At 69.9% G+C, this 22198-nt stretch carries 17 protein-coding genes; 7 read left to right on the forward strand and 10 right to left on the reverse strand.

Going from position 1 to position 22198, the window contains the following annotated elements:
* Positions 1 to 6 precede the first annotated feature (6 nt).
* The 5 genes from OG764_RS18675 to OG764_RS18695 all read left to right on the forward strand — a co-directional run bounded on the left by OG764_RS18675 (position 7) and on the right by OG764_RS18695 (position 4561).
* Positions 7 to 519, forward strand: a complete 513-nt coding sequence (locus tag OG764_RS18675; protein ID WP_328969561.1) for a Jag family protein — start codon at positions 7 to 9, stop codon at positions 517 to 519.
* A gap of 123 nt (positions 520 to 642) precedes the next feature.
* A complete protein-coding gene (rsmG, locus tag OG764_RS18680; RefSeq protein ID WP_328969562.1) occupies positions 643 to 1362 on the forward strand; it encodes a 16S rRNA (guanine(527)-N(7))-methyltransferase RsmG in 720 nt (239 codons plus the stop codon).
* 229 nt (positions 1363 to 1591) lie between these two features.
* A complete protein-coding gene (locus OG764_RS18685; RefSeq protein WP_328969563.1) occupies positions 1592 to 2668 on the forward strand; it encodes a ParA family protein in 1077 nt (358 codons plus the stop codon).
* Complete coding sequence (locus tag OG764_RS18690) at positions 2665 to 3732, forward strand: ParB/RepB/Spo0J family partition protein (protein ID WP_328969564.1); 1068 nt, start codon at positions 2665 to 2667, stop codon at positions 3730 to 3732. Before OG764_RS18685 ends, OG764_RS18690 begins: the two co-directional genes overlap by 4 nt.
* A gap of 211 nt (positions 3733 to 3943) precedes the next feature.
* Complete coding sequence (locus OG764_RS18695) at positions 3944 to 4561, forward strand: GNAT family N-acetyltransferase (protein ID WP_328969565.1); 618 nt, start codon at positions 3944 to 3946, stop codon at positions 4559 to 4561.
* A 72-nt stretch (positions 4562 to 4633) separates the two neighbouring features.
* On the opposite strand, the gene trxA is transcribed toward OG764_RS18695, so the two are convergent.
* From trxA to OG764_RS18730, 7 genes are all read right to left on the reverse strand, one after another.
* Positions 4634 to 4975 (reverse strand): thioredoxin, encoded by a 342-nt coding sequence (trxA, locus tag OG764_RS18700; RefSeq protein WP_328969566.1) that lies wholly within the window; start codon positions 4973 to 4975, stop codon positions 4634 to 4636.
* A 56-nt stretch (positions 4976 to 5031) separates the two neighbouring features.
* Entirely contained in the window at positions 5032 to 5991 is a 960-nt protein-coding gene (gene trxB / locus OG764_RS18705; RefSeq protein ID WP_328969567.1) for a thioredoxin-disulfide reductase, read from the reverse strand.
* Positions 5992 to 6116: 125 nt separating this feature from the next.
* The gene (locus tag OG764_RS18710) at positions 6117 to 7076 is read right to left on the reverse strand and encodes a zf-HC2 domain-containing protein (RefSeq protein ID WP_328969568.1); all 960 of its coding nucleotides are present in this window, start codon (positions 7074 to 7076) and stop codon (positions 6117 to 6119) included.
* On the reverse strand, positions 7073 to 7765 hold the full coding sequence (gene sigM, locus OG764_RS18715; RefSeq protein ID WP_328969569.1) for an RNA polymerase sigma factor SigM: 693 nt from the start codon (positions 7763 to 7765) through the stop codon (positions 7073 to 7075). The genes OG764_RS18710 and sigM overlap by 4 nt, the downstream gene beginning before the upstream one ends.
* Before the next feature lie 41 nt (positions 7766 to 7806).
* On the reverse strand, positions 7807 to 9534 hold the full coding sequence (locus tag OG764_RS18720; protein ID WP_328969570.1) for a protein kinase family protein: 1728 nt from the start codon (positions 9532 to 9534) through the stop codon (positions 7807 to 7809).
* Between the two features lie 117 nt (positions 9535 to 9651).
* The gene (murJ, locus tag OG764_RS18725; protein ID WP_328969571.1) at positions 9652 to 11856 is read right to left on the reverse strand and encodes a murein biosynthesis integral membrane protein MurJ; all 2205 of its coding nucleotides are present in this window, start codon (positions 11854 to 11856) and stop codon (positions 9652 to 9654) included.
* Positions 11857 to 11902: 46 nt separating this feature from the next.
* Positions 11903 to 14221 (reverse strand): DUF6049 family protein, encoded by a 2319-nt coding sequence (locus tag OG764_RS18730; RefSeq protein WP_328969572.1) that lies wholly within the window; start codon positions 14219 to 14221, stop codon positions 11903 to 11905.
* 227 nt (positions 14222 to 14448) lie between these two features.
* Between OG764_RS18730 and OG764_RS18735 the strand changes: the two genes are divergently transcribed.
* Positions 14449 to 15891, forward strand: coding sequence for a CCA tRNA nucleotidyltransferase (locus OG764_RS18735; protein WP_328969573.1), 1443 nt, complete (start codon positions 14449 to 14451; stop codon positions 15889 to 15891).
* Between the two features lie 135 nt (positions 15892 to 16026).
* Here OG764_RS18735 and OG764_RS18740 read toward each other — a convergent pair whose 3' ends face one another.
* The 3 genes from OG764_RS18740 to OG764_RS18750 all read right to left on the reverse strand — a co-directional run bounded on the left by OG764_RS18740 (position 16027) and on the right by OG764_RS18750 (position 19141).
* Complete coding sequence (locus OG764_RS18740; RefSeq protein ID WP_328969574.1) at positions 16027 to 17295, reverse strand: MFS transporter; 1269 nt, start codon at positions 17293 to 17295, stop codon at positions 16027 to 16029.
* 102 nt (positions 17296 to 17397) lie between these two features.
* Positions 17398 to 18480, reverse strand: a complete 1083-nt coding sequence (locus OG764_RS18745; protein WP_328969575.1) for an inositol-3-phosphate synthase — start codon at positions 18478 to 18480, stop codon at positions 17398 to 17400.
* A 58-nt stretch (positions 18481 to 18538) separates the two neighbouring features.
* On the reverse strand, positions 18539 to 19141 hold the full coding sequence (locus OG764_RS18750; protein ID WP_328969576.1) for a PadR family transcriptional regulator: 603 nt from the start codon (positions 19139 to 19141) through the stop codon (positions 18539 to 18541).
* 273 nt (positions 19142 to 19414) lie between these two features.
* Between OG764_RS18750 and OG764_RS18755 the strand changes: the two genes are divergently transcribed.
* On the forward strand, positions 19415 to 22111 hold the full coding sequence (locus tag OG764_RS18755; RefSeq protein WP_328969577.1) for a transglycosylase domain-containing protein: 2697 nt from the start codon (positions 19415 to 19417) through the stop codon (positions 22109 to 22111).
* Positions 22112 to 22198: the final 87 nt, after the last annotated feature.

The raw sequence follows: 22198 nt of genomic DNA on the forward strand, positions 1-22198 counted from the left end.
CATCCCGTGACGGAAGGCACCACCTCCGCCGCCGCTGAGGGTGGCGACACTCTCACCCGCCTGGAGCAGGAGGGCGAGATCGCGGCCGACTACCTTGAGGGTCTGCTCGACATCGCCGATCTCGACGGCGACATCGACATGGACGTCGAGGCCGACCGGGCCGCGGTCTCCATCGTCAGTGACTCGGGCACCCGGGACCTGCAGAAGCTCGTCGGCCGTGACGGCGAGGTCCTGGAGGCGCTGCAGGAGCTGACGCGTCTGGCCGTGCACCGGGAGACCGGTGACCGCAGCCGCCTGATGCTGGACATCGCCGGCTACCGCGCCAAGAAGCGCGAGGAGCTCGCGGCGCTCGGTGCCAAGGCCGCGGACGAGGCGAAGAGCAGTGGCCGTCCGGTGAAGATGGACCCGATGACCCCGTTCGAGCGGAAGGTCGTCCACGACGCTGTCGCCGCCGCGGGCCTCAGCAGCGAGTCCGAGGGCGAGGAGCCGCAGCGCTTCGTCGTTGTGCTCCCGGCCTGATCCGGAGCGAGTCGAGAGATCGGCCCCGTCTGTATCGCAGGCGGGGCCGATCTTTGTCAGCCTGGCATTCACACCATCACAGTGTTCAGTGTCATCACAGCACGGTACGGAAGGACGGTCCCCGTGACGGAGGCAGCAGCTGAGCTTCCCCCGGCTCCCGAAGAGGCCCGGGCGGTATTCGGCGAGTATTTCCCGGAGGCTGTCCGGTACGCGGAGCTGCTGGCGGACGCCGGCGTCAAGCGCGGCCTGATCGGGCCGCGTGAAGTGCCCCGCCTGTGGGAGCGGCACCTGTTGAACTGTGCCGTGCTCTCCGAGGTGGTGCCCGAGGGTGTCACCGTGTGCGATGTGGGTTCGGGTGCGGGTCTGCCCGGTATTCCGCTGGCGCTGGTCCGGCCGGACCTCAAGATCACACTGCTGGAGCCGCTGCTGCGGCGGACGACCTTCCTCCAGGAAGTCGTCGAGCTGCTGGGCCTGGACCATGTGACCGTGCTGCGCGGGCGTGCCGAGGAGATGCTGGGCAAGCTCCAGCCGGTGCACGTGGTGACCGCGCGTGCGGTCGCGCCGCTGGACCGGCTGGCCGGGTGGGGTGTTCCGCTGCTGCGGCCGTACGGAGAGATGCTCGCGCTCAAGGGCGACACGGCCGATGAGGAGCTGGTGTCGGCGAAGGCCGCGCTGAGCCGGCTGGGTGTGGTGAAGACCTCGGTGCTTCAGGTGGGCGAGGGCGTGGTCGACCCGCTGTCCACGGTGGTGCGGGTGGAGGTCGGGGAGAGCCCGGGTGGGGTGCGGTTCGCGGCCAAGCGGGCGAAGGCGGCCCGGGTGGGGCGTACCCGTCGGCGCCGTTGATCCGTTGCGCCCCTAAAGGTATGGATTTCGGAGTGTCGTAGCGGGCTGAGGATGCGCTCCGTGCATCGTGTTTCACGTGAAACGTCGCTCTCTGCTGCACGGAATCATCAGCCGCGGCCGTGCGGCCACGTCCCCTCGAGCCCGTAAGGACACGGGGGGCACAGACTTGTCCACATCGGTGGAATCATCCACAGGAGGACGGGCCCCGCTGGTTCGCGACCCCGATGGCATGGCAGGCTCTGTCTATCCCGAGCCTGAAGTCGTCGAGGAGAGTGAATCCGTGCGGTCCGACGCCAACCTCGCGGGGCCCATGGCCGATCCGGTCCCCGGTCCCCGCTCCGAGTCGGCGGGCGAGGATGTTTCACGTGAAACATCTCCCCCGATGGCTACCCCTGATGGTCGTGCCGCCCAGTTGGCGGTGCAGGCGATGGGCCGTGCGGGTGAGTCGCTGCCCCGTCCGGCTCAGACCCGGGTGATGGTGGTCGCCAATCAGAAGGGTGGCGTGGGCAAGACCACGACCACCGTGAACCTGGCGGCTTCGCTCGCCCTGCACGGTGCCCGGGTTCTTGTGATCGACCTGGACCCGCAGGGCAATGCGTCCACTGCGCTGGGGATCGACCACCACGCCGATGTGCCGTCCATCTACGACGTTCTGGTGGAGAGCAGGCCGCTGCTGGAGGTCGTCCAGCCGGTGGTGGACGTCGAGGGGCTGTTCTGTGCGCCCGCGACCATCGATCTGGCAGGTGCCGAGATCGAGCTGGTGTCGCTGGTGGCCCGGGAGAGCAGGCTCCAGCGCGCGATCCAGGCGTACCAGCAGCCGCTGGACTACATCCTGATCGACTGCCCCCCGTCGCTGGGGCTGCTCACGGTCAATGCCATGGTGGCGGGGGCCGAGGTGCTGATCCCGATCCAGTGCGAGTACTACGCGCTGGAGGGGCTGGGGCAGCTGCTGCGGAACGTGGACCTGGTGCGGGCGCACCTGAATCCGGACCTGCACGTGTCGACGATCCTTCTGACGATGTACGACGGACGGACCCGGCTTGCCTCCCAGGTGGCCGACGAGGTGCGCAGTCACTTCGGCAATGAGGTCCTGCGGACGAGCATCCCGCGGTCGGTGCGTATCTCGGAGGCTCCGAGCTACGGCCAGACGGTGCTCACCTACGACCCGAGCTCCAGCGGGTCCCTTTCTTATCTGGAGGCGGCGCGGGAGATCGCGCTGAAGGGTGTGGGGCTGGCGTACGACGGCCGGCACGCCCACATGGGCGATGCCCAGAATGAGCAGAGCATGGTGGAGGGGGTCCAGTGAGTGAGCGACGTAGGGGTCTGGGGCGGGGGCTTGGTGCGCTGATTCCCGCTGCTCCCCAGGAGAAGCCGTCCACGCCCGTGGGGGCGGGTTCCACGTCCCCTTCGGCGGTGCCGTTGCTGACGGCGGAGCGTGGGGTGGCGGCGGCGAAGGTGGCGACGCTTCCGCACAGCGCTGTTTCACGTGAAACATTGGTGGCGCAGCCGGAGGCGGAGCTGCCGACGGTCGCGGGGGCGACGTTCGCGGAGATTCCGCTGGATGCGATCACGCCCAATCCGAAGCAGCCGCGTGAGGTGTTCGACGAGGACGCTCTGGCGGAGCTGGTGACCTCCATCCAGGAGGTGGGTCTGCTTCAGCCGGTGGTGGTGCGGCAGGTGGGTGCCGAGCGCTATGAGCTGATCATGGGCGAGCGGCGCTGGCGGGCCTGCCGGGAGTCGGGTCTGGAGCGGATTCCGGCGATCATCCGGGATACGGATGACGAGAAGCTGCTTCTCGACGCGCTGCTGGAGAACCTGCACCGGTCGCAGCTGAATCCCTTGGAGGAGGCGGCGGCGTATGACCAGCTGCTCCAGGACTTCAACTGCACGCATGATCAGCTGGCGGACCGGATCGGTCGTTCGCGGCCCCAGGTGTCGAACACGCTGAGGCTCCTGCGGCTGTCTCCTCCGGTGCAGCGTCGGGTGGCGGCGGGTGTGCTGTCGGCCGGGCATGCCCGGGCCTTGCTGTCGGTGGAGGATTCCGAGGAGCAGGACCTGCTGGCGCACCGGATCGTGGCCGAGGGGCTGTCGGTGCGTGCGGTCGAGGAGATCGTGACGCTGATGGGTTCGAGCCCGGCGAGTTCGGTGAAGCCGAAGGGTCCGCGGGCCGGTGCCCGGGTCTCGCCGGCTCTGACCGACTTGGCTTCGCGGCTGTCGGACAGGTTCGAGACGCGGGTGAAGGTCGACCTGGGTCAGAAGAAGGGCAAGATCACCGTCGAGTTCGCCTCGATGGAGGATCTTGAGCGGATTCTCGGGACGCTTGCTCCGGGTGAGGGACGGGTACTGGAGCAGGGCGGCGCCGAGAACTGAGCCGGTGGAGGACGTGAAGGGCGGGCTGAGGCCCGCCCTTTGCTTTCTACCGGTATCGGCGCAATGACTGGGTGGATACGATGCGGTCAGGTATGGCATTTCCACTCAAGAGCACCTCAACCTGGAGGGCGGGGGCCATGCGATCGGTGAGTCGCACCGGGCTCGTTTCGGTGGGCCTGGGACTGGGAGCCGTCGGAGGGTTTGTCGGATCATGGGCCGTCGGCTTGTACCGCTTACGCTGGACAACCTCAAGGACCTGCCCGAGCGTTGCCGGTCCTGTGTCTTCTGGGAGCTCGATCCGGTCAGCGGAGAAGCCGCGGTAAAGGCGGGCACTTCGGAGTCGGAGAAGGAGTCCTGGATCTCCGCCGTGCTGCTGGAGTGGGGTTCGTGCGGCCGGGTGGTCTATGTGGACGACGTCGCTGTGGGCTTCGTGCTGTACGCACCACCCGCGTATGTGCCCCGGTCGCTGGCCTTCCCGACAAGTCCCGTCTCGCCTGATGCCGTGCAGCTGATCACGGCCCGGATCCTGCCCGGGTACCAGGGACAGGGGCTGGGGCGGGTGATCGTGCAGACGGTGGCCAAGGATCTCCTGCGGCGCGGGTTCCGGGCGGTCGAGGCGTTCGGTGACGCCCGCTGGGCGGGTCCGGCGTGTGTGCTGCCGGCGGACCATCTGCTGTCGGTGGGTTTCAAGACGGTGCGTCCGCATCCGGCTCATCCGCGGATGCGGCTGGAGTTGCGTTCCACGTTGTCCTGGAAGGAGGACGTGGAGCATGCCCTCGACCGGCTGTTGGGTGCGGTGCAGAAGGAGCCGGCGCTGCGCCCGCTCTGAGCGGGTCCGGGTGGGGAAACGAGAACAGGGCCGCCCCGGAGGGCGGCCCTGTTTCACGTGAAACGGTGCGGGTCAGGCCTGCTTCAGCTCGACGAAACCGTCGAGGTCGCGGAGGATCGCGGCCTTCGGCTTGGCGCCGACGATGGTCTTGGCAACCTCGCCGCCCTGGTAGACGTTCAGGGTCGGGATCGACATGACGCCGTACTTGGCGGCCGTGCCCGGGTTCTCGTCGATGTTGAGCTTGACGATCTCGATCTGGTCGCCGTACTCGGCCGCGATGGCTTCGAGGGACGGAGCGATCTGGCGGCACGGGCCGCACCAGGCGGCCCAGAAGTCCACCAGGACGGGCTTGTCGCTCTTGAGGACGTCGTCCTCGAACGTCGCGTCGGTCACGTTCTTCAGGGTGCCGGCCACAACGGCCTCCTTCTTCTGTACTGCGGTGGGGTGTGGGGGAGCTCGGTGGTGCCGGGTCAGACGGCGGCGGCCGCGGTCTCCGCGTCGGAGAGCGCCGCGAGGAACCGCTCGGCGTCCAGGGCGGCGGAGCAGCCCGTGCCGGCGGCGGTGATCGCCTGGCGGTAGGTGTGGTCGACGACGTCGCCGGCTCCGAAGACGCCGGTGACGTTGGTGCGGGTCGACGGGGCGGCGACCTTCAGGTAGCCCTCGTCGTCGAGCTCCAGCTGGCCCTTGAAGAGCTCGGTGCGCGGGTCGTGGCCGACGGCGATGAACAGGCCGGTGACGGGGAGCTCGGAGGTCTCGCCGGTCTTGGTGTTGCGCAGCGTCAGGCCGGAGAGCTTCTGCTCGCCGTGGATCTCGGCGACCTCGCTGTCCCAGGCGAACTTGATCTTCGGGTCGGCGAAGGCGCGGTCCTGCATGGCCTTGGAGGCGCGCAGGGAGTCCCGGCGGTGGACGACGGTGACGGACTTGGCGAAGCGCGAGAGGAAGGTGGCTTCCTCCATCGCGGTGTCGCCGCCGCCGACCACGACGATGTCCTGGTCCTTGAAGAAGAAGCCGTCGCAGGTGGCGCACCAGGAGACGCCGCGGCCGGAGAGGGCGTCCTCGTTGGGCAGGCCGAGCTTGCGGTGCTGCGAGCCGGTGGTCACGATGACGGCCTTGGCACGGTGCACGGTGCCGGCGGTGTCGGTGACGGTCTTGATCTCACCGGTGAGGTCCACGGAGACGACGTCGTCGGGAACGAGCTCGGCGCCGAAGCGCTCGGCCTGGGCACGCATGTTGTCCATGAGGTCCGGGCCGATGATGCCGTCGCGGAAGCCGGGGAAGTTCTCCACCTCGGTGGTGTTCATGAGCGCGCCACCGGCGGTGACGGCGCCCTCGAAGACCAGCGGCTTGAGCGAAGCGCGTGCGGTGTACAGGGCGGCGGTGTAACCGGCCGGCCCGGAGCCGATGATGATCACGTTACGAACGTCGCTCACGGGTGTTTTCCTCGTCTCTGCGGACTGCCTGCTGACTACCGGGGGGCCGGTGCGTGGTCTCACCCCACCCAACGGATCCTACGGCGCGTGCATTCCCGGGCGGTCCGCGTGACCGCGGGCGAGCCTCAGTGACGGGGGTAGGAGCCCTTCAGGAGGACTTTGCCGGGGCCGGCGGCTGCGCTGTTCTCGCAGGTGGCGTCCACGAGGTAGGCGTCCGCCTTGGCGGTGTCGCCCGGGTGCGCGAGGACGAGGAGGTAGACCTCCGTACCCCGGTACGTGCCGTGTTCGGCTGCGAGGGGCGTCTCCGTGCGTCCGGTGCCGGCGCTGACGCACGGCGGCAGGTCGGTGGGTGCGGCCACCCGGGGAGCGTCGCCGCTGCCGTCTCCGTATGTGTCCATCTGGGGGGTGGTCGGGTCCTGCCGGCTCATGGCGGTGTTCTGGCCGCCGAGGAGCTGCTGAACGGTGCCTTCCAGCCCTGCGGCGGTGAATTCCGTCGAGGGGATGGCGGACGCCATGGCGCCGCTGATCTCCCTCTTGGTGTCCGAGGCGGTCATGCTGGGCTGGCCGGTCTGGGAGAGGAAGATGCCCAGGGCGCAGACGGCGGCTCCGGTGAGGGCGCCCAGGACGGCGATCCCGCGGCGGCCTCGGGTGCGGCCGGGGCCGGTGGCGGCGCGTGGACGGCCGGGGGGCCTGGAGCCCGTGCCGGCCGTGGTGGTGGGTCCGCTCTTCGGGACTGCGGCGGTGGCGGGGAGCGATGTTTCACGTGAAACATCGGGGGCCGGAGTGTGGGGTGCCGGGGCCGGTTCGGGCCGGCGGGCCTCGGGGGACGTCGCGTCGAGGAGGGCCTCGGCGGCGAGTGCGGCATCGATGCGCCCGGCGATGTCGGCGGGCATCCGCTGGTGGCCGGGCAGCGTGCCGAGCAGCCCGCGGATCTCCTCCAGGGAGGTGCGTACGTCGGCGCACAGGGCGCATGTGATCAGGTGCTCGCGCACTTCGGCCGTCCGGGCCGGCGAGAGCAGGCCCTCGGTCAGGTCGGAGATCTCCGAGACGTCCGGGTGCCGGATTGTGCCGGTTGTAGAAGTCACGCTCGCCCACCTCCGCCCTTCACAGCATCTGGGTCCCTGGGTTCTGCTGCTGGTGGGACGGGTGTCCCCTGCGACCGGTTCCTTCCCCGGTCGGCGCCGTTGTTATCCCCGGTGCCGTTGCGCAGATGAGTGAGCATCGGGAGAAGTCTTGCGCGGCCCCGGGCGCAGCGGCTCTTGATGGTGCCGGTGGGCACGTCGAGGATGCGGGCGGCTTCGGCCACGGGGTATCCCTGCATGTCGACGAGGACCAGGGCGGCCCGCTGTTCGGCTGGGAGGGTGCTCAGGGCGGCCAGGAGCTCGCGGTGGAGGTCTTGTCGCTCGGCGGGTGCCTCGGCCGATTCGTGGGGCTCCAGGAGCCTTTCCAGGCGGTCGGTGTCGTCGAGCGGGGAGGTGCGCCGGGTGGCGGCCTTGCGGGCCCGGTCGAGGCAGGCGTTGACGGTGATCCGGTGCAGCCAGGTGGTGACGGCGGACTGGCCGCGGAAGGTGTGGGCGGCGCGGTAGGCGGAGACGAGGGCGTCCTGGACGGCGTCGGCGGCTTCCTCGCGGTCGCTGAGGGTGCGCAGGGCGACGGCCCAGAGGCGGTCGCGGTGGCGGCGTACGAGTTCGCCGAAGGCGTCGGGGTCGCCGGCGACATGGCGGGCCAGGAGTTCCTCGTCGGGAACTCCTTGGCTCTCTGGGCCAGGACTCACGTGACTCCCCCGCACTCTGTCGGCCCCGGTACTTGGGGCGCTCAGCCCAGAACGTGGATCTCGGAGATGCCGCCCCGGTAGCCGTCCGCGCTGCCGTCGGACGGCAACTCGGTGATGTGGATCAGAACGTACCGGGTGCGGACCGGCTTTTCGAGGTCGGTCTTGAGCTTCTTGCCGACGCTTTCCAGCTTGGTGAGGCGCTGTGGGAAGTCGGCGAGTGAGGAGGGCGAGGAGGCGTCGGGGGCGGCGGCGAGGACTTCGGCGGTCTGCCCGGCGGCGTACAGGTCGATGTCCAGTCCGGACACGTTCTTGACGCTGCCGAGGTCGATGACGAGGCCGCTGCCGTCCTTGCGGGCGGTCAGGTTGCCGAAGTTCGCGAAGTCCTCGTAGCGGGGGGTGACCCAGGCGGATCCGGTGTCGCCGTCGAACGCATTGGCGCTGTACTTCTCGTTTATCGCGTCGCCGTCGGGGGCGAAGACGGAGACGTCGTCGAGGGCGAGGGGCTTGCCGGGTTCCTTCTTCTTCGGGGTGTCGTCGGTTTCCTGGCGTTCGGTCTGCTGCTGGCCGCTGTCGGCGTTGAACCGGTCGAGGAGGGAGTCCGCGAGCTGCCAGCTGCCGAGGCCGAGCGAGGCGATGAGCAGCGCGGCGACGCCCCACTTGAGGGCCCTTCCGGTGCGGCTCTGCAGGGGGGCCGGCGGGGTGGCGACGGGCTGGGCGACGGCCGGGTGGGGCTGGGGGCGTCCGTAGCTGCCCTGCTGGTAGGTGGTGTGCTGGTAGTCCGGCGGGGCGGTGAACGCGGGCTCCGGGGGCCGGATCCGCGGCATGGCGGTGACGGCCTTGGCGAGTTCCTCGGGGGTGGTGCAGGCCGGTTCCTGCCGCGATGCGGTGGCTCCGTCGTTGGCGAGGGCGCGCATGGCGAGTTCGCCGAGTCCGCGGTGGACTCCGGCCCGGACCTGGTCGGGGGCGATCAGGCCGACGCCCTTGGGGAGTCCGGTCAGGCCGTGTGCGTCGTTCTCGTACGGCCAGCGCTGGGTGAGGGCGGCGTAGAGCAGGGCGCCGATGGCTTCGGTGTCGGTGCGCTGGGGGCGTTCGCTGGTGATGCCGCGCAGGGCGGCGTTCACGGCGAGGCCGCGGATCCGGTACTGGCCGGTGGAGGTGCGCAGTATGGCGCTGGGCGTCAGCCGCAGGTGGGCGAGGCCTTCGCGGTGGGCTGCGGTCATCGCCTGGGAGACCTGGTTGACGAGCTGGTAGGCCTCGTGGGCTTCGAGGGGGCCGGCGGCGAGGATCGCGGTGAGTTCGGTGGCGTCGGGCAGCCACTCGTGGACGACGTAGACGAGGTCGTTCTCTTCGACGGCGTCGAGGACCTGGACGAAGCGGGGGTCGCCGAGGAGGGCCGAGGAGCGGGCGGCGGCGAGTACGGAGCGCGCGCGGGGGTGGTCCGCGGGCAGCAGGTGGACGCCGACGGCGCGGCGGAGTTTTTCGTCCATCGCGCGCCAGCTGCTGAAACCGTCCAGACGGGTGACGCACTCCTCCAGGCGGTAGCGTCTGGCGAGTTTGTGGCCGCTGTGCAGCTCGGGCGCGGCTGTCGTGGCCGTGCCCTTGCGTTCGCCTTCCGCCTCGGGCGTGGGCTTGTCCGTGTCCTGCCGGGCTGTTCCGGACTGCTGGGTCTCCGCTGCCCCGTCGGCCGTGGCCTTCGCCGCCTTGGCGGCCAGCGGCTTGTCTCCGCTGTTGTCGGCCACGTCGACGGCAGCCGTGCTACGTTCCGCCACCGTCGTTCCTGCCTCCCCATCCGTTGCGCGCTGTCCGCCAGTCTGCAAAGCCATGCCAATTGTGCCCACAGTCCGCCGCTATGCACGACACGCGGCGGGCGGTGATGGTTGTGCGCATCAGCGTCCGAGACGTCCGCGCACCATGCCGACCATCGCGTTGAGTTCGTCGATGCGCATGCGCTTGGCTGCGGCGAGGAACACGCCCAGCAGGACGATGCCGCCGGCGATGAGGGAGGCGAGGGATCCGGTGATGCCGCTGCCGAGCATTCGGGTGATGCCGTACGCGCAGGCGCCGGCCAGTGCGGCGGCCGGCAGGCAGGCGCCGGCGAGCCGGGCGTAGGTGCGCATGACGTGGGCGCCGTCGAGGTCGCCGCCGAGGCGGGTGCGCAGGCGGCGCCAGGCCACGCCCACGCCGACCGTGTAGCCGAGGCCGTAGGCGACGGCCATGCCGACGACGGCCCAGCGGGCGGGCAGGACGAGGAAGGCGGCGGCGGAGACGGCGGCGTTCACGGAGGCGACGATGACCGTGTTGTAGAACGGCGTCCGGGTGTCTTCGTAGGCGTAGAAGCCGCGGAGCACGACGTACTGCACGGAGTACGGGATGAGGCCGAGGCCGAAGGCCATCAGGATGTAGCCGATGTTCTGGGCGCCGGCGCCGGATCCTGCGTAGAGCAGGGTGGCCATCGGTACGCCGAGCGCGAGGAACGCGAAGGCGCAGGGGACGATCGCGACGGCGGAGGTGCGCAGTCCGTAGGAGATGTCGTCGCGGACCGCGGCGGCGTCGCCGTCGTGGGCGGAGCGGGAGATGCGGGGCAGGACGGCGGTCATCACGGAGACGGTGATGATGGCCTGCGGCATCTGCCAGAGCAGCAGGGCGTAGTTGTAGGCGGTGATGCCGGTGCCGGAGTGGCCCTGCTTCTCGGCGACGGAGCCGGCCCAGGTGGCGAGCTGGGTGACGACGACGAGGCCGAGCTGGTTGGCCAGGACGAAGAAGAACGTCCACTTGGCGAGGCGGGCGGCCTTGCCGAGGCCGTGGCCCTTCCAGTCGAAGCGCAGGCGGGGCCGGAAGCCGGCGTCGCGCAGGTACGGGAACATGGCCAGGGCCTGGACGGTGAGTCCGAGGAGGGTGCCGAGGCCGAGCAGGCGTACGCCGTCGGCGGTGACGTTGGCGGCGGTGACGCCGGAGCTGGTGAATCCGCCGAAGGCCCAGATGAAGGTGCCGAACGTGGCGATGACGACGATGTTGTTGAGGACGGGGGTCCACATCATCGCGCCGAAGCGGCCGCGGGCGTTGAGGATCTGACCGAGCACCACGTGGATGCCCATGAAGAACATGGTGGGCAGGCAGTAGCGGGCGAAGGTGACGGCCACGTCGAGCTGTTCGGGGTCGGATGCGATCTTCGTGGACATCATCCGGATGAACAGGGGTGCGGCGAGCACGCAGACCGTGGTGACGCCGGCGAGGAGGACCACGACGAGGGTCAGGAGTCGGTTGGCGTAGGCCTCGCCGCCGTCGTCGTCGTTCTTCATCGCGCGCACGAGCTGGGGGATGAAGACGGCGTTCAGGGCGCCGCCGCCGACGAGGACGTAGATCATCGTCGGGAGGGTGTTGGCGACCTGGTAGGTGTCGTTGAGGGTGCCGACGCCGATGGCCGCCGCGATCACCAGGGTGCGCAGGAAGCCGGTGATGCGGGAGACGATCGTGCCCGCGGCCATCAGGGCCGAGGACTTCAGCAGGCTCGACGCGCGGCCCGCCGGCTTGGCCGGGGCGGGGGTGGCGACCGGGGGTTCCTCGGCGGCGGGCGTCGGGGGTGCCGGGGTGCCGGGGGCCTGCTGGTCCCGGTAGAGGTGGGCGAAGGCGTCGGGCTCGGGCTGCTCGTCGGCGGCCTCGGTGACCAGGGCGTCCACGCCGACGAACTGGGTGGTGGTGGCGTGGTCGCCGTAGGGCAGGTGGCGGGAGGGGCCGTCGGGCTCGGGCGGCGGGGTCTGGGCCCAGACCCGCGGGTCGGGGGCGTAGCCGGGTGCGGCGGCGGGGCTGCCGTACAGCGGGCCGGGCTCCTGGAAGGTGCCGGGCGGGGGCGGCGGGTGGGAGGCGCGGTCGTAGAGCGCCTCCGTCACCGGGTCCTGCCAGGAGAGGTCCTGGGACCGGTAGGGGTCGCGGTCGTAGGCGTCCTGGACGTACGGGTCCTGGACGTACGGGTCGGGCTGTGGCGGCGCGGGCGGCGTGGCCTGTCCCGGCAGCGGTGCGCCCTGGCCCGTGTCCCGGGCGGGCGCAGGACCGCCGGCGCCCTGCGCGCGGTCACCGTCGTACGGCGCGTTCATCGAAACCCCACCTCATCGTCCCCAGGCCGGCCGGCCACGGCATCGCTCAACGGTCCACTGTCTCACCCGGGCCGGACGGGTCACCGCTTTCGGGTGCGGTGTCCGGTGTCGGGTCACTCGGCTGCGTGCTCTCCTCGGAGGCGGCACGGGCCGCGGCGCGCTTGCGGCTGGCGTACATCTTGATGCAGGCGAGGACGAGGAGCAGCATGCCGCCGGCGATGACGAGCATCACCGTGGCGGTGATCTCGGTGGCGTCGACGACGAAGCGGCGCTCCTTGCCGTAGGGGACGCCTTCTTTGGTGAAGAGCTGTGCGGTGACCTCGACGGGGCCGCTGGCCGTGGCGTTCGCCGTGAACTTGACCGACTGGCTGTGTCCGCCCGTGATGGTGACGTCCTGCTCGGCCTCGCCGGAGTCGCCGAACATCAGTCGGGTGGGGTTGGTGGACTTCACTTTGAGGACGAGGCCCTGGACGTCCTGGACGAGGCTGTTCTGGACGGTGACCGGGACGGTCGCGCTGTGGCCGGAGAGGGTGACGTCCGACTTGGGGATCAGCTGTACCCGCTGGGTGAGGGTGATCAGGTAGTCCTGTACCTCGTTGCGGTAGGTCCGGCCCTCTTGGGCGCGGCCGCGCCAGGAGGTGGACATCTCCCGGTTGAAGGTGTTGCCGAAGGGGAATTCGACCCGCTCGGGCTTGGTGAGGATCACCTTGAAGTTGTCGAGGGTGTTCTGGGTGGTGCGGATCTTCTCGAAGGCGGACTGCGGCAGTTCCTGGCGGCTCAGTGCCTGGGGGTACTGGCCCGCGCCGGGAACCAGGGAGGTGGCGTCCGGGTCCGGCTTGGTCTTGGCGGCGGTTTCGAGGTCGACGGGCAGGGTCCAGCGGCCGGGCTGCAGGGCGCGCAGTGCCTGGGCCATCGTCTGTGCCTGGCTGGCGGTGGGCATGCGCTGCGGGGCGACGACGAAGCTGCGCTGGGCGTCGGCGTCCTGGAGGTTGAGGGCGAGGCTCTGCGCGAGGAAGCGCTGCACGGCGAGCGTGGATTTCTCGGCGCTGAGCATGTCCCCGGTGAAGGCGGTGGAGAGGCGGGCGTCGGCGACGACGGCGGTGCGGCCGGCTCCGATGGGGCGGGCCGCGGACGGGGTGTAGCCGAGGCCGCCGGTCTCCTGGAGGCTGTCGCTGCGTGCGAGCACGTTGTGGGCGCCCGCGGAGGTGGCGACGCTGACGATCGCGGGGTCCACGGCCCCGTCCACCGGCCAGGAGAAGTCCGTGGACGGGGTGACGTGCAGGACGGTCTCCACGGCCTGCTTGGCCTTCTCGGTGGCGGGCCGGAGCTGTCCCAGTGAGCCGGAGACGTTCTTGCCGCGGTGGGCGAGGGAGGCGAGGTCGGGGTCGGCGAAGGGGAGGGCGACGACCTTTTTGCCCTGGACGGCCTGTTCCAGGGCGTTCAGCCAGCGCTTGGCGATGTCCTGGTTGGTGCCGGGTACGGTGCTGCCGTCCGCGGTCCGGACCCGGTAGCTGCCCTTCATCGCGTCGGCGCTGGCGAGCAGGTCGGGGTCGATGACCCAGGTGACGGGCAGCCCGGATCCGAGGGTGACCATCTGCTCCAGGCGGCCGCCGGGGGCGAGCTCGGCTGCGAGGTCGTCGTTCTCGAAGACCGGGGTCTGGGTTTCGTCCGAGCCCGTCTCCGCCGTCAGGTGGGTCGTGGAGATCAGCGGCCACACGTAGCTGAGCTGGGAGCGCTTGGCGGCGGCGTCGGGCTGCCAGGGCAGCAGGGTCCGGCGCAGCCCCAGGACCTGCTCGTACCCGCGGTCGCCGCTTTCACCGGACATCGAGACGCCCAGCGGGTACACGCCGTCCTCGTCGAGCTCCAGCTTGCTCACGGGGATCTTCAGTGTGAAGGGCTGGGCGGTCTTCGCGGCGAGGTCGGGGAGTTTCACCGCGTACGCCGAGTCGATCTCCGAGGGGTCGACACCGGGGCGGAACGTGGTCCCCTCGGTGGCTTCGTCGATCGAGTCGCGTTCGCTGAGGACCGCTCCGACGCGGAGTCCGACGTGTGCCTTCGTGATCGCCTCGGGGCCGCGGTTGAAGACGGTCCCGGTGATCGTGAGGGTGTCGTCCTTCACCGGCGCGCTCGGTGTGAGGGAATCCACGGACACTTCGACCGTGGACGACCCGGAGCGGGGGCCGGCCGGCGTGGACGGGACGGCCGGCGCGCTCGGGGCGGTCGGCGCGGCCTGTGCGGAGGACCCCGCCTGTACGTACACCAGCCCGGCCAGCACCGGCGTTCCGGCGAGCAGAACGACTGCCCGCCGCAGCCAGCGGCGGGCAGGAGCGGGGGTGGTCCCCTGGATGTCTGCCGCCTCGGCCACGCGCTCGCCCGTCCCTCGTCGTGTCAGTGGTCGTCGGTTGTGCGTCCACGCATGGTAACGAGAGCCGCTGGGCGTGAGTGCCGCGGACTGCTCCACATGATCGCCGGGGCCCGGGTGCACGCCGGCCGGGGCGGGGTGCCTGCCGTCCGGGCCGTGGGGTGGCCGCTGCCCGACCTGGGCGGAAACCGGGGAGCTCGCACCGGGCGGGCCACGTACCCTCTTCTGTTGTGCCGAACGCCAACGAAGACACCCCCAGCGCCCTGAGCCAGGTGCAGCAGCGCGCCGTGACCGAGCTGCTGCGGGTCTCCCCTGTCGCAGACGATCTTGCCCGCCGTTTTCAGGGGGCGGGCTTCAGTCTCGCCCTCGTCGGGGGCTCCGTCAGGGACGCGCTGCTGGGCCGGCTCGGCAACGACCTCGACTTCACCACAGACGCCCGTCCCGAGGACGTGCTGGGGCTCGTCCGCGGCTGGGCGGACTCCGTCTGGGACGTCGGCATCGCCTTCGGCACGGTCGGCGCGCAGAAGGACGGCTACCAGATCGAGGTGACCACGTACCGCTCCGAGGCGTACGACCGGACGTCGCGCAAGCCCGAGGTCTCGTACGGCGACTCGATCGAGCAGGACCTGGTCCGGCGCGACTTCACGGTGAACGCCATGGCGGTGGCTCTTCCGCAGAAGGAGTTCATCGACCCGCACGGCGGCCTGGAGGACCTCGACGCGCGGGTCCTGCGGACCCCGGGCACGCCCGAGGAGTCTTTCTCGGACGATCCGCTGCGCATGATGCGGGCCGCCCGGTTCGCCGCCCAGCTGGACTTCGAGGTGGCTCCCGACGTGGTGGCCGCGATGACGGCCATGTCCGACCGGCTGGAGATCGTCTCGGCGGAGCGGGTCCGCGAGGAGTTCAACAAGCTGCTGCTCTCGGCCCGGCCGCGCAAGGGGCTGGCGCTGCTCGTGGACACCGGCCTGGCCGACCACGTGCTGCCCGAGCTGCCGGCCCTGCGGCTGGAGAGCGACGAGCACCACCGGCACAAGGACGTCTACGACCACTCGCTGATCGTGCTGGAGCAGGCGATCGACCTGGAGGAGGACGGCCCCGACCTGGTGCTGCGGCTGGCCGCGCTGCTGCACGACATCGGCAAGCCGCGCACGCGCCGCTTCGAGAGTGACGGGCGGGTCTCCTTCCACCACCACGAGGTGGTCGGCGCCAAGATGACCAAGAAGCGCATGACGGCGCTGAAGTACTCCAACGACATGGTCAAGGACGTCTCGCGGCTGGTCGAGCTCCACCTGCGTTTCCACGGTTACGGGGACGGCGAGTGGACCGACTCGGCGGTGCGCCGGTACGTGCGCGACGCGGGTCCGCTGCTCAGCCGCCTGCACAAACTGACCCGCTCCGACTGCACCACGCGGAACAAGCGCAAGGCCACCGCGCTGTCGCGGACCTACGACGGCCTGGAGGAGCGCATCGCGCAGCTTCAGGAGCAGGAGGAGCTGGACGCGATCCGGCCCGACCTCGACGGCAACGAGATCATGGCGGTGCTGGGCGTGGGGCCCGGTCCCGTGATCGGGCAGGCGTACCAGTTCCTGCTGGAGCTGCGGCTGGAGAACGGGCCGATGGGCTCGGAGGCCGCGGCCGAGGCGCTCAAGGAGTGGTGGGCCACCCAGGGCTGAGCCGGCCGCCGCAGGGCTCGACGCCGCGACCCGTCCTCGATGTTTCACGTGAAACATCGAGGACGACGGGGCGGGCCGAGGGCGGCGGGGCAGTAGCTGCGAGGGCGATGTTTCACGTGAAACAGGGGCGTTGTTTCACGTGAAACGTCGCCCCTTCCGCATGAGTCCCAGCGCGACCGCGGTGTAGAGGACGGCGACGAAGAGGACCAGGACCACGGACTTCCCGTCCGGCGGCAGCATCAGGGCGGACACCGCCGCCGCGCCCACGAAGGCGACGTTGAACAGCACGTCGTAGACGGCGAAGACCCGGCCCCGGAAGGCGTCGTCCACCCGGGACTGGACCTCGGTGTCGGTGCAGATCTTCGCGCTCTGTGTGACCAGCCCCAGGACGAACGCGGCCACCAGTGCCGGTGCGACCGTGAAGGGCAGCCCCAGGGCGGGCACGAGGACGGCGGCGATCCCCGCGCAGGCGGTGATCCAGCCGTGGGTGCCGAGCCTGGCCACGGCCCAGGGAGTGATCAGGGCCGCGACGAAGAACCCGCCTCCGGACACCCCGATCGCCAGGCCCAGCAGGGCCAGCCCGTCCGACTCGCGGTCGGACCAGGCGTAGCGGCAGAGCATGAGCAGCATCACCAGGAGCGCGCCGTAGCAGAACCGCATGAGGGTCATGGCGGCCAAGGCGCGGGCGGCCTCCCGGCGGGCCGCGAGGTGGCGCAGGCCCTCTGCCATCCCGCGCGCGGTCAGGGCGAGGGCCTCGACGAGGCGGGGATGACGGTGGTCCGGGCCGTGGTCCGGGCCGAGCAGTCCGACGGCCAGCCGCAGCGAAGCGAGGGCCGCGCACAGATAGAGCACCGCGCCCAGCAGCACGACCGGGGCGTTGGAGTCCGCGGCGAGCAGCCGGACGAGGAAGGCGAGGGCGCCGCCGGCGGTGGCCGCGAGGGTTCCGGCGGTCGGCGAGAGCGCGTTCGCGGTCACCAGCCGGCCCGCGTCGACGACGCGGGGCAGGGAGGCGGAGAGCCCGGCCAGCACGAAGCGGTTGACCGCGGTGACGGAGAGGGCGGACGCGTAGAACAGCCAGTCGGGGGCGGCGGCGAGGACCAGGACCGCGGTCCCGCAGGCCAGGAAGGCGCGCAGGAGATTGCCGTAGAGGAAGACCTGGCGGCGGCGCCACCGGTCGAGCAGGACCCCGGCGAAGGGGCCGACGACCGAGTACGGGAGCAGCAGGACGGCCATGGCGGAGGCGATCGCGGCGGGCGAGGTCTGCTTCTCGGGGGAGAAGACCACATAGGTGGCGAGGGCCACCTGGTAGACGCCGTCGGCGGCCTGGGAGAGCAGTCGCACGGCGAGCAGGTGGCGGAAGTCCCTGAGGCGCAGGAGTACGCGCAGATCACGTACGACAGGCATGTGGGCAAGGGTCACACACGGAGAGGGTCCCCGGACACATTGTCCGGGGACCCTCTGCGGAAAGACAGCCGAAGACGTGTCGTCCCGGCCGGTCGGCGCTGTTTAGCGCTCGACCTCGCCCTTGATGAACTTCTCGACGTTGGCCAGGGCCTCGTCGTCGAAGTACTGCACCGGCGGGGACTTCATGAAGTACGAGGACGCGGAGAGGATCGGGCCACCGATGCCCCGGTCCTTCGCGATCTTCGCGGCGCGCAGGGCGTCGATGATGACACCGGCGGAGTTCGGGGAGTCCCACACCTCGAGCTTGTACTCGAGGTTCAGCGGGACGTCGCCGAACGCACGGCCCTCAAGGCGGACGTAGGCCCACTTGCGGTCGTCGAGCCACGCGACGTAGTCGGACGGGCCGATGTGGACGTTCTTCTCGCCCATCTCGCGGTCCGGGATCTGCGAGGTGACGGCCTGCGTCTTCGAGATCTTCTTCGACTCGAGGCGCTCGCGCTCCAGCATGTTCTTGAAGTCCATGTTGCCGCCGACGTTGAGCTGCATGGTGCGCTCAAGACGGACACCGCGGTCCTCGAACAGCTTCGCCATCACGCGGTGCGTGATGGTCGCGCCGACCTGCGACTTGATGTCGTCGCCGACGATCGGGACACCGGCCTCGGTGAACTTGTCCGCCCACTCCTTGGTGCCGGCGATGAAGACCGGGAGGGCGTTGACGAACGCGACCTTGGCGTCGATGGCGCACTGCGCGTAGAACTTCGCAGCAGCCTCGGAGCCGACCGGGAGGTAGCAGACGAGGACGTCGACCTGGCGGTCCTTGAGGATCTGGACGACGTCGACCGGAGCCTCGTCGGACTCCTCGATGGTCATCCGGTAGTACTTGCCGAGGCCGTCCAGGGTGTGGCCGCGCTGGACCGTGACGCCCGCGCTCGGGACGTCGCAGATCTTGATGGTGTTGTTCTCGCTGGCGCCGATGGCGTCCGAGAGGTCGAGGCCGACCTTCTTCGCGTCGACGTCGAAGGCGGCAACGAACTCGACGTCACCGACGTGGTAGTCGCCGAACTGGACGTGCATCAGACCCGGGACCTTGGTGGCCGGGTCGGCGTCCTTGTAGTACTCGACGCCCTGCACCAGCGAGGCGGCGCAGTTGCCCACGCCGACGATGGCTACGCGAACCGAACCCATTCCGGTTGCTCCCTGTCAGTTCTCAGTGTTCCGGTTGAGCGCCTGCATCCGCAGGCCCTCACTTTGCAGTGTCGTCGGGCGATTCGGGTCGTCGCCGATCCCGTCCCGCCCGCTCGCTCTCGATGAGCTCGTTCAGCCAGCGCACTTCGCGCTCCACGGACTCCATTCCGTGCCGCTGCAGCTCAAGCGTGTAGTCGTCGAGGCGTTCCCGGGTGCGGGCCAGTGAGGCCCGCATCTTCTCCAGGCGCTCCTCGAGACGGCTCCGACGGCCTTCGAGCACCCGCATCCGCACTTCACGTTCGGTCTGGCCGAAGAAGGCGAAGCGGGCCGCGAAGGACTCGTCTTCCCAGGTGTCGGGTCCGGTGTGGGACAGGAGCTCCTCGAAGTGCTCCTTACCTTCCGCCGTCAACCGGTAGACGATCTTGGCACGGCGCCCCGCGAGTGAAGCGGCGAGGGCGTCCTCCGGGGCATTCCCCGGTTCCTCGATCAACCAGCCGTTCGCCACCAGCGTCTTGAGGCAGGGGTAGAGGGTTCCGTAGCTGAACGCCCGGAACACCCCCAGTGAGGTATTGAGCCGTTTCCGCAGCTCATAACCGTGCATCGGGGACTCGCGAAGCAGACCGAGGACGGCGAATTCGAGGATTCCTGAGCGTCTGCTCACTCGCCGCCTCCTCCTCCGCCCTGGTTCCTTATGCCGAGCTGATGTATCGACTCGATACATCCGGACGATAGAACGGGCGCGGGCAGACGGCAAGGCCGGACATGGTGACCGGCGTCACATCACCAATTCGTAGGAGGCAAGTTGCCTGATTTGGGGTGAACTTCTGCGCTGCGAGCGTTTTGACCGTGCGTAGTCTGTGCGGCAGACACCGGGGGGACCGGAACTCAACTGCCGCTTCAGGCGTCACTCGCCTGCCCGAGGAGTAGTCGTTCGATGAGCGAGCACCGTCGTAAACCGCCTCAGTCGCAGGGCGGTGGACGCGCCGCGGCCCGCCGGGCCGCGCAGCAGCGTCCCGGTCGCAGAGGCGCGGACGGACGGGACGTCCCCACCGGAGCGCCCGCTGCCCCGTACGGTCAGTCCCCCTACGGCCAGCCCCCGTACGGACAGCATGGCCGCGGCCAGGATCCGTACGGCCAGGGCGGCCACGCCCAGGGCGGTTACGGCCAGGAATCGGTCCACGGCAGCCGCGCCGAGGCCCGGCGGGCCGCGCAGCGCGGCGGCCGTCGGCGCGGTGCGGAGCCCCAGGGCCGGGGTGGCGAGGCCGCCGGCAAGCGGTTCATCGACTACCCGCGCGCGAACAAGCACGGCTGGAAGCGCTTCGTGCCCAGCTGGAAGCTGGTGGGCGGGACCGCGCTCGGCTTCACGGCCCTGCTGACCGCGGGCGCCGGCATCGCCTTCGCCCTCGTCGGCACGCCCAGCGAGAAGCAGGCCGCGATCGCCCAGAACAACGTCTACTACTGGGCCGACGAGACCCAGATGGCCGCGGTGGGCGGTGAGCGCAACCGCCAGATCGTGCCCATCGAGAAGATCCCGAAGTCGCTGCAGGACGCCGTGATCGCGGCCGAGAACGCCTCGTTCGACGACGACAAGGGCGTCGACCCCATGGGCATCGGCCGCGCCGTCTTCAACATGGCGACCGGCGGCGACACCCAGGGCGGCTCCACGATCACCCAGCAGTTCGTGAAGAACACCTACCTGGACTCGGAGCAGACGCTCAAGCGCAAGGTCGTCGAGCTCTTCATCTCGATAAAGGTCGGTGCCACGAAGAAGAAGCCCGAGATCATGCAGGGCTATCTCAACACCGCATACTTCGGCCGCAACGCCTACGGCTGCCAGGCGGCCTCCCAGGCGTACTTCAAGCTGGACTGCGAGGAGCTCAACCCCTCCCAGAGCGCCTTCCTCGCCCAGCTGCTCAAGGGCCCCAACCTGTACAACCCGGACGGCGGCATCGGCGCCGCGGCCACCCCCGAGGGCAACACGGAGCGCGCCAAGAAGCGCTGGAAGTGGGTGCTCGACCGCGAGGTCGAGGTCGGCCGGATGGAGCAGTCGGAGCGGGACAAGTACAAGGTGTTCCCCACGCTCCAGCCCTCCGCGCAGGCCCTCTCGCTGTCCGGCCAGACCGGCTACCTGGTCGAGACGGCCAAGCAGTACGTCATGAAGAAGCTGGACCTCAAGCCCGAGGACCTGGACCGCGGCGGCTACCAGATCCACACCACCTTCCAGAAGCCGAAGGTCGACGCCCTCGCCAAGGCCGTCGACAAGACGCGCAAGGAGTTCCTCGACGAGAAGGCCCGGCCCAGGACGGACAAGTTCGTCCAGTTCGGCGCCGCCTCCGTGGACACCAGCAACGGCGCCATCGTCGCCCTGTACGGCGGCGCCGGCTTCGACAAGAACCACTTCTCGAACAACGCCAACACCATCGGTGTCCCGGTCGGCTCCACCTGGAAGCCGTACGTGCTGGCCGCGGCCATGCAGTACGGCACGCAGAACTCCGACGGCGAGGGCATCTCCGCGGACAGCAAGTACAACGGCAACGACCTGACGGTCATCAAGAACCGCGACGGCCAACCGCTGCGCTACGCCGACGGCCGTCCGTTCCGGCAGAAGAACGAGAGCCCCACCCGCTTCGGGTACGTGACGCTCAACGAGGCGATGGAGAAATCCATCAACACCCCGTTCGCCCAGCTCGTCTTCGACGTCGGCCACGACAAGGTGCGCCAGGTCGCCGAGTCCACCGGCATCCTCAAGGACTCGATGAACCCGAACGACGACGCGTCGTTCGCCCTCGGCACGTCCACCCCGAGCGCCATCCGGATGGCCGACTCGTACGCGACGTTCGCCGCCTCCGGCACCCACCACGAGCCGTTCTCCGTCACGAAGGTCCTCAAGGACGGCAAGGAACAGTCCGGCTTCGAGCCCCCCGCGGCCCAGAAGGCGATGGACAACTCCATCGCCGACAACATCACCAAGGTGCTGCAGAACGTGGTGGAGAACGGCACCGGCACCAAGGCCAAGAAGCTGGGCCGGCCGGTCGCCGGCAAGACCGGCACCACCGACCGCAACAAGTCGGCCTGGTTCGTCGGCTACACCCCGCAGCTCTCGACCGCGGTGACGCTGTTCCGCACCGACCCGACCTCCAAGGACAAGAAGCTCATCTCCATGAACGGCACGGGCGACGTCCCGTCCATCCACGGTGGTGACATTCCGGCCGAGATCTGGGTGAACTACATGCGGGACGCCGTCAAGGGCACCCCGGAGAAGGAATTCCCGGAGGCCGAGGAGATCGGCGTGGACGCGGACGCCGACGGCGCCCCCACCCCCAAGCCCACCCCCACGTTCACCAAGACCGTGGAGCCCACGCCCAGCGCCACCACGCCGAGTCCCACCAAGTCGCCCTCACCCACCCCGTCCCGGGGCGGCAAGCCGTCCTGCAAGCCCTGGCAGTGGGACTGCAACACCGACGGCGGCACGGACTCGGGCACCACCACCGGCAACGACAGCGGCGGCGCCTCCGACGGCGGGGCGACCGGCGAGCCGACGCCGACGACCAGCCCGTCGAGCAGCGGAAGACCCGGCGGCCGCAACGGAGGCTCCAACAGCGGCCTGATCTCCGGCGCCGAAGGCGGCTGACCCGGCCTACGGGGCCTCGGCCCGGGACCCCGGTCCAAGGGCGCCCACAGGCCGCCCACAGCCCCTCCAGAGCCCCCCTGAGGGCCG

This window comes from Streptomyces sp. NBC_00239 (genome assembly GCF_036194065.1).
GTDB lineage: Bacteria > Actinomycetota > Actinomycetes > Streptomycetales > Streptomycetaceae > Streptomyces.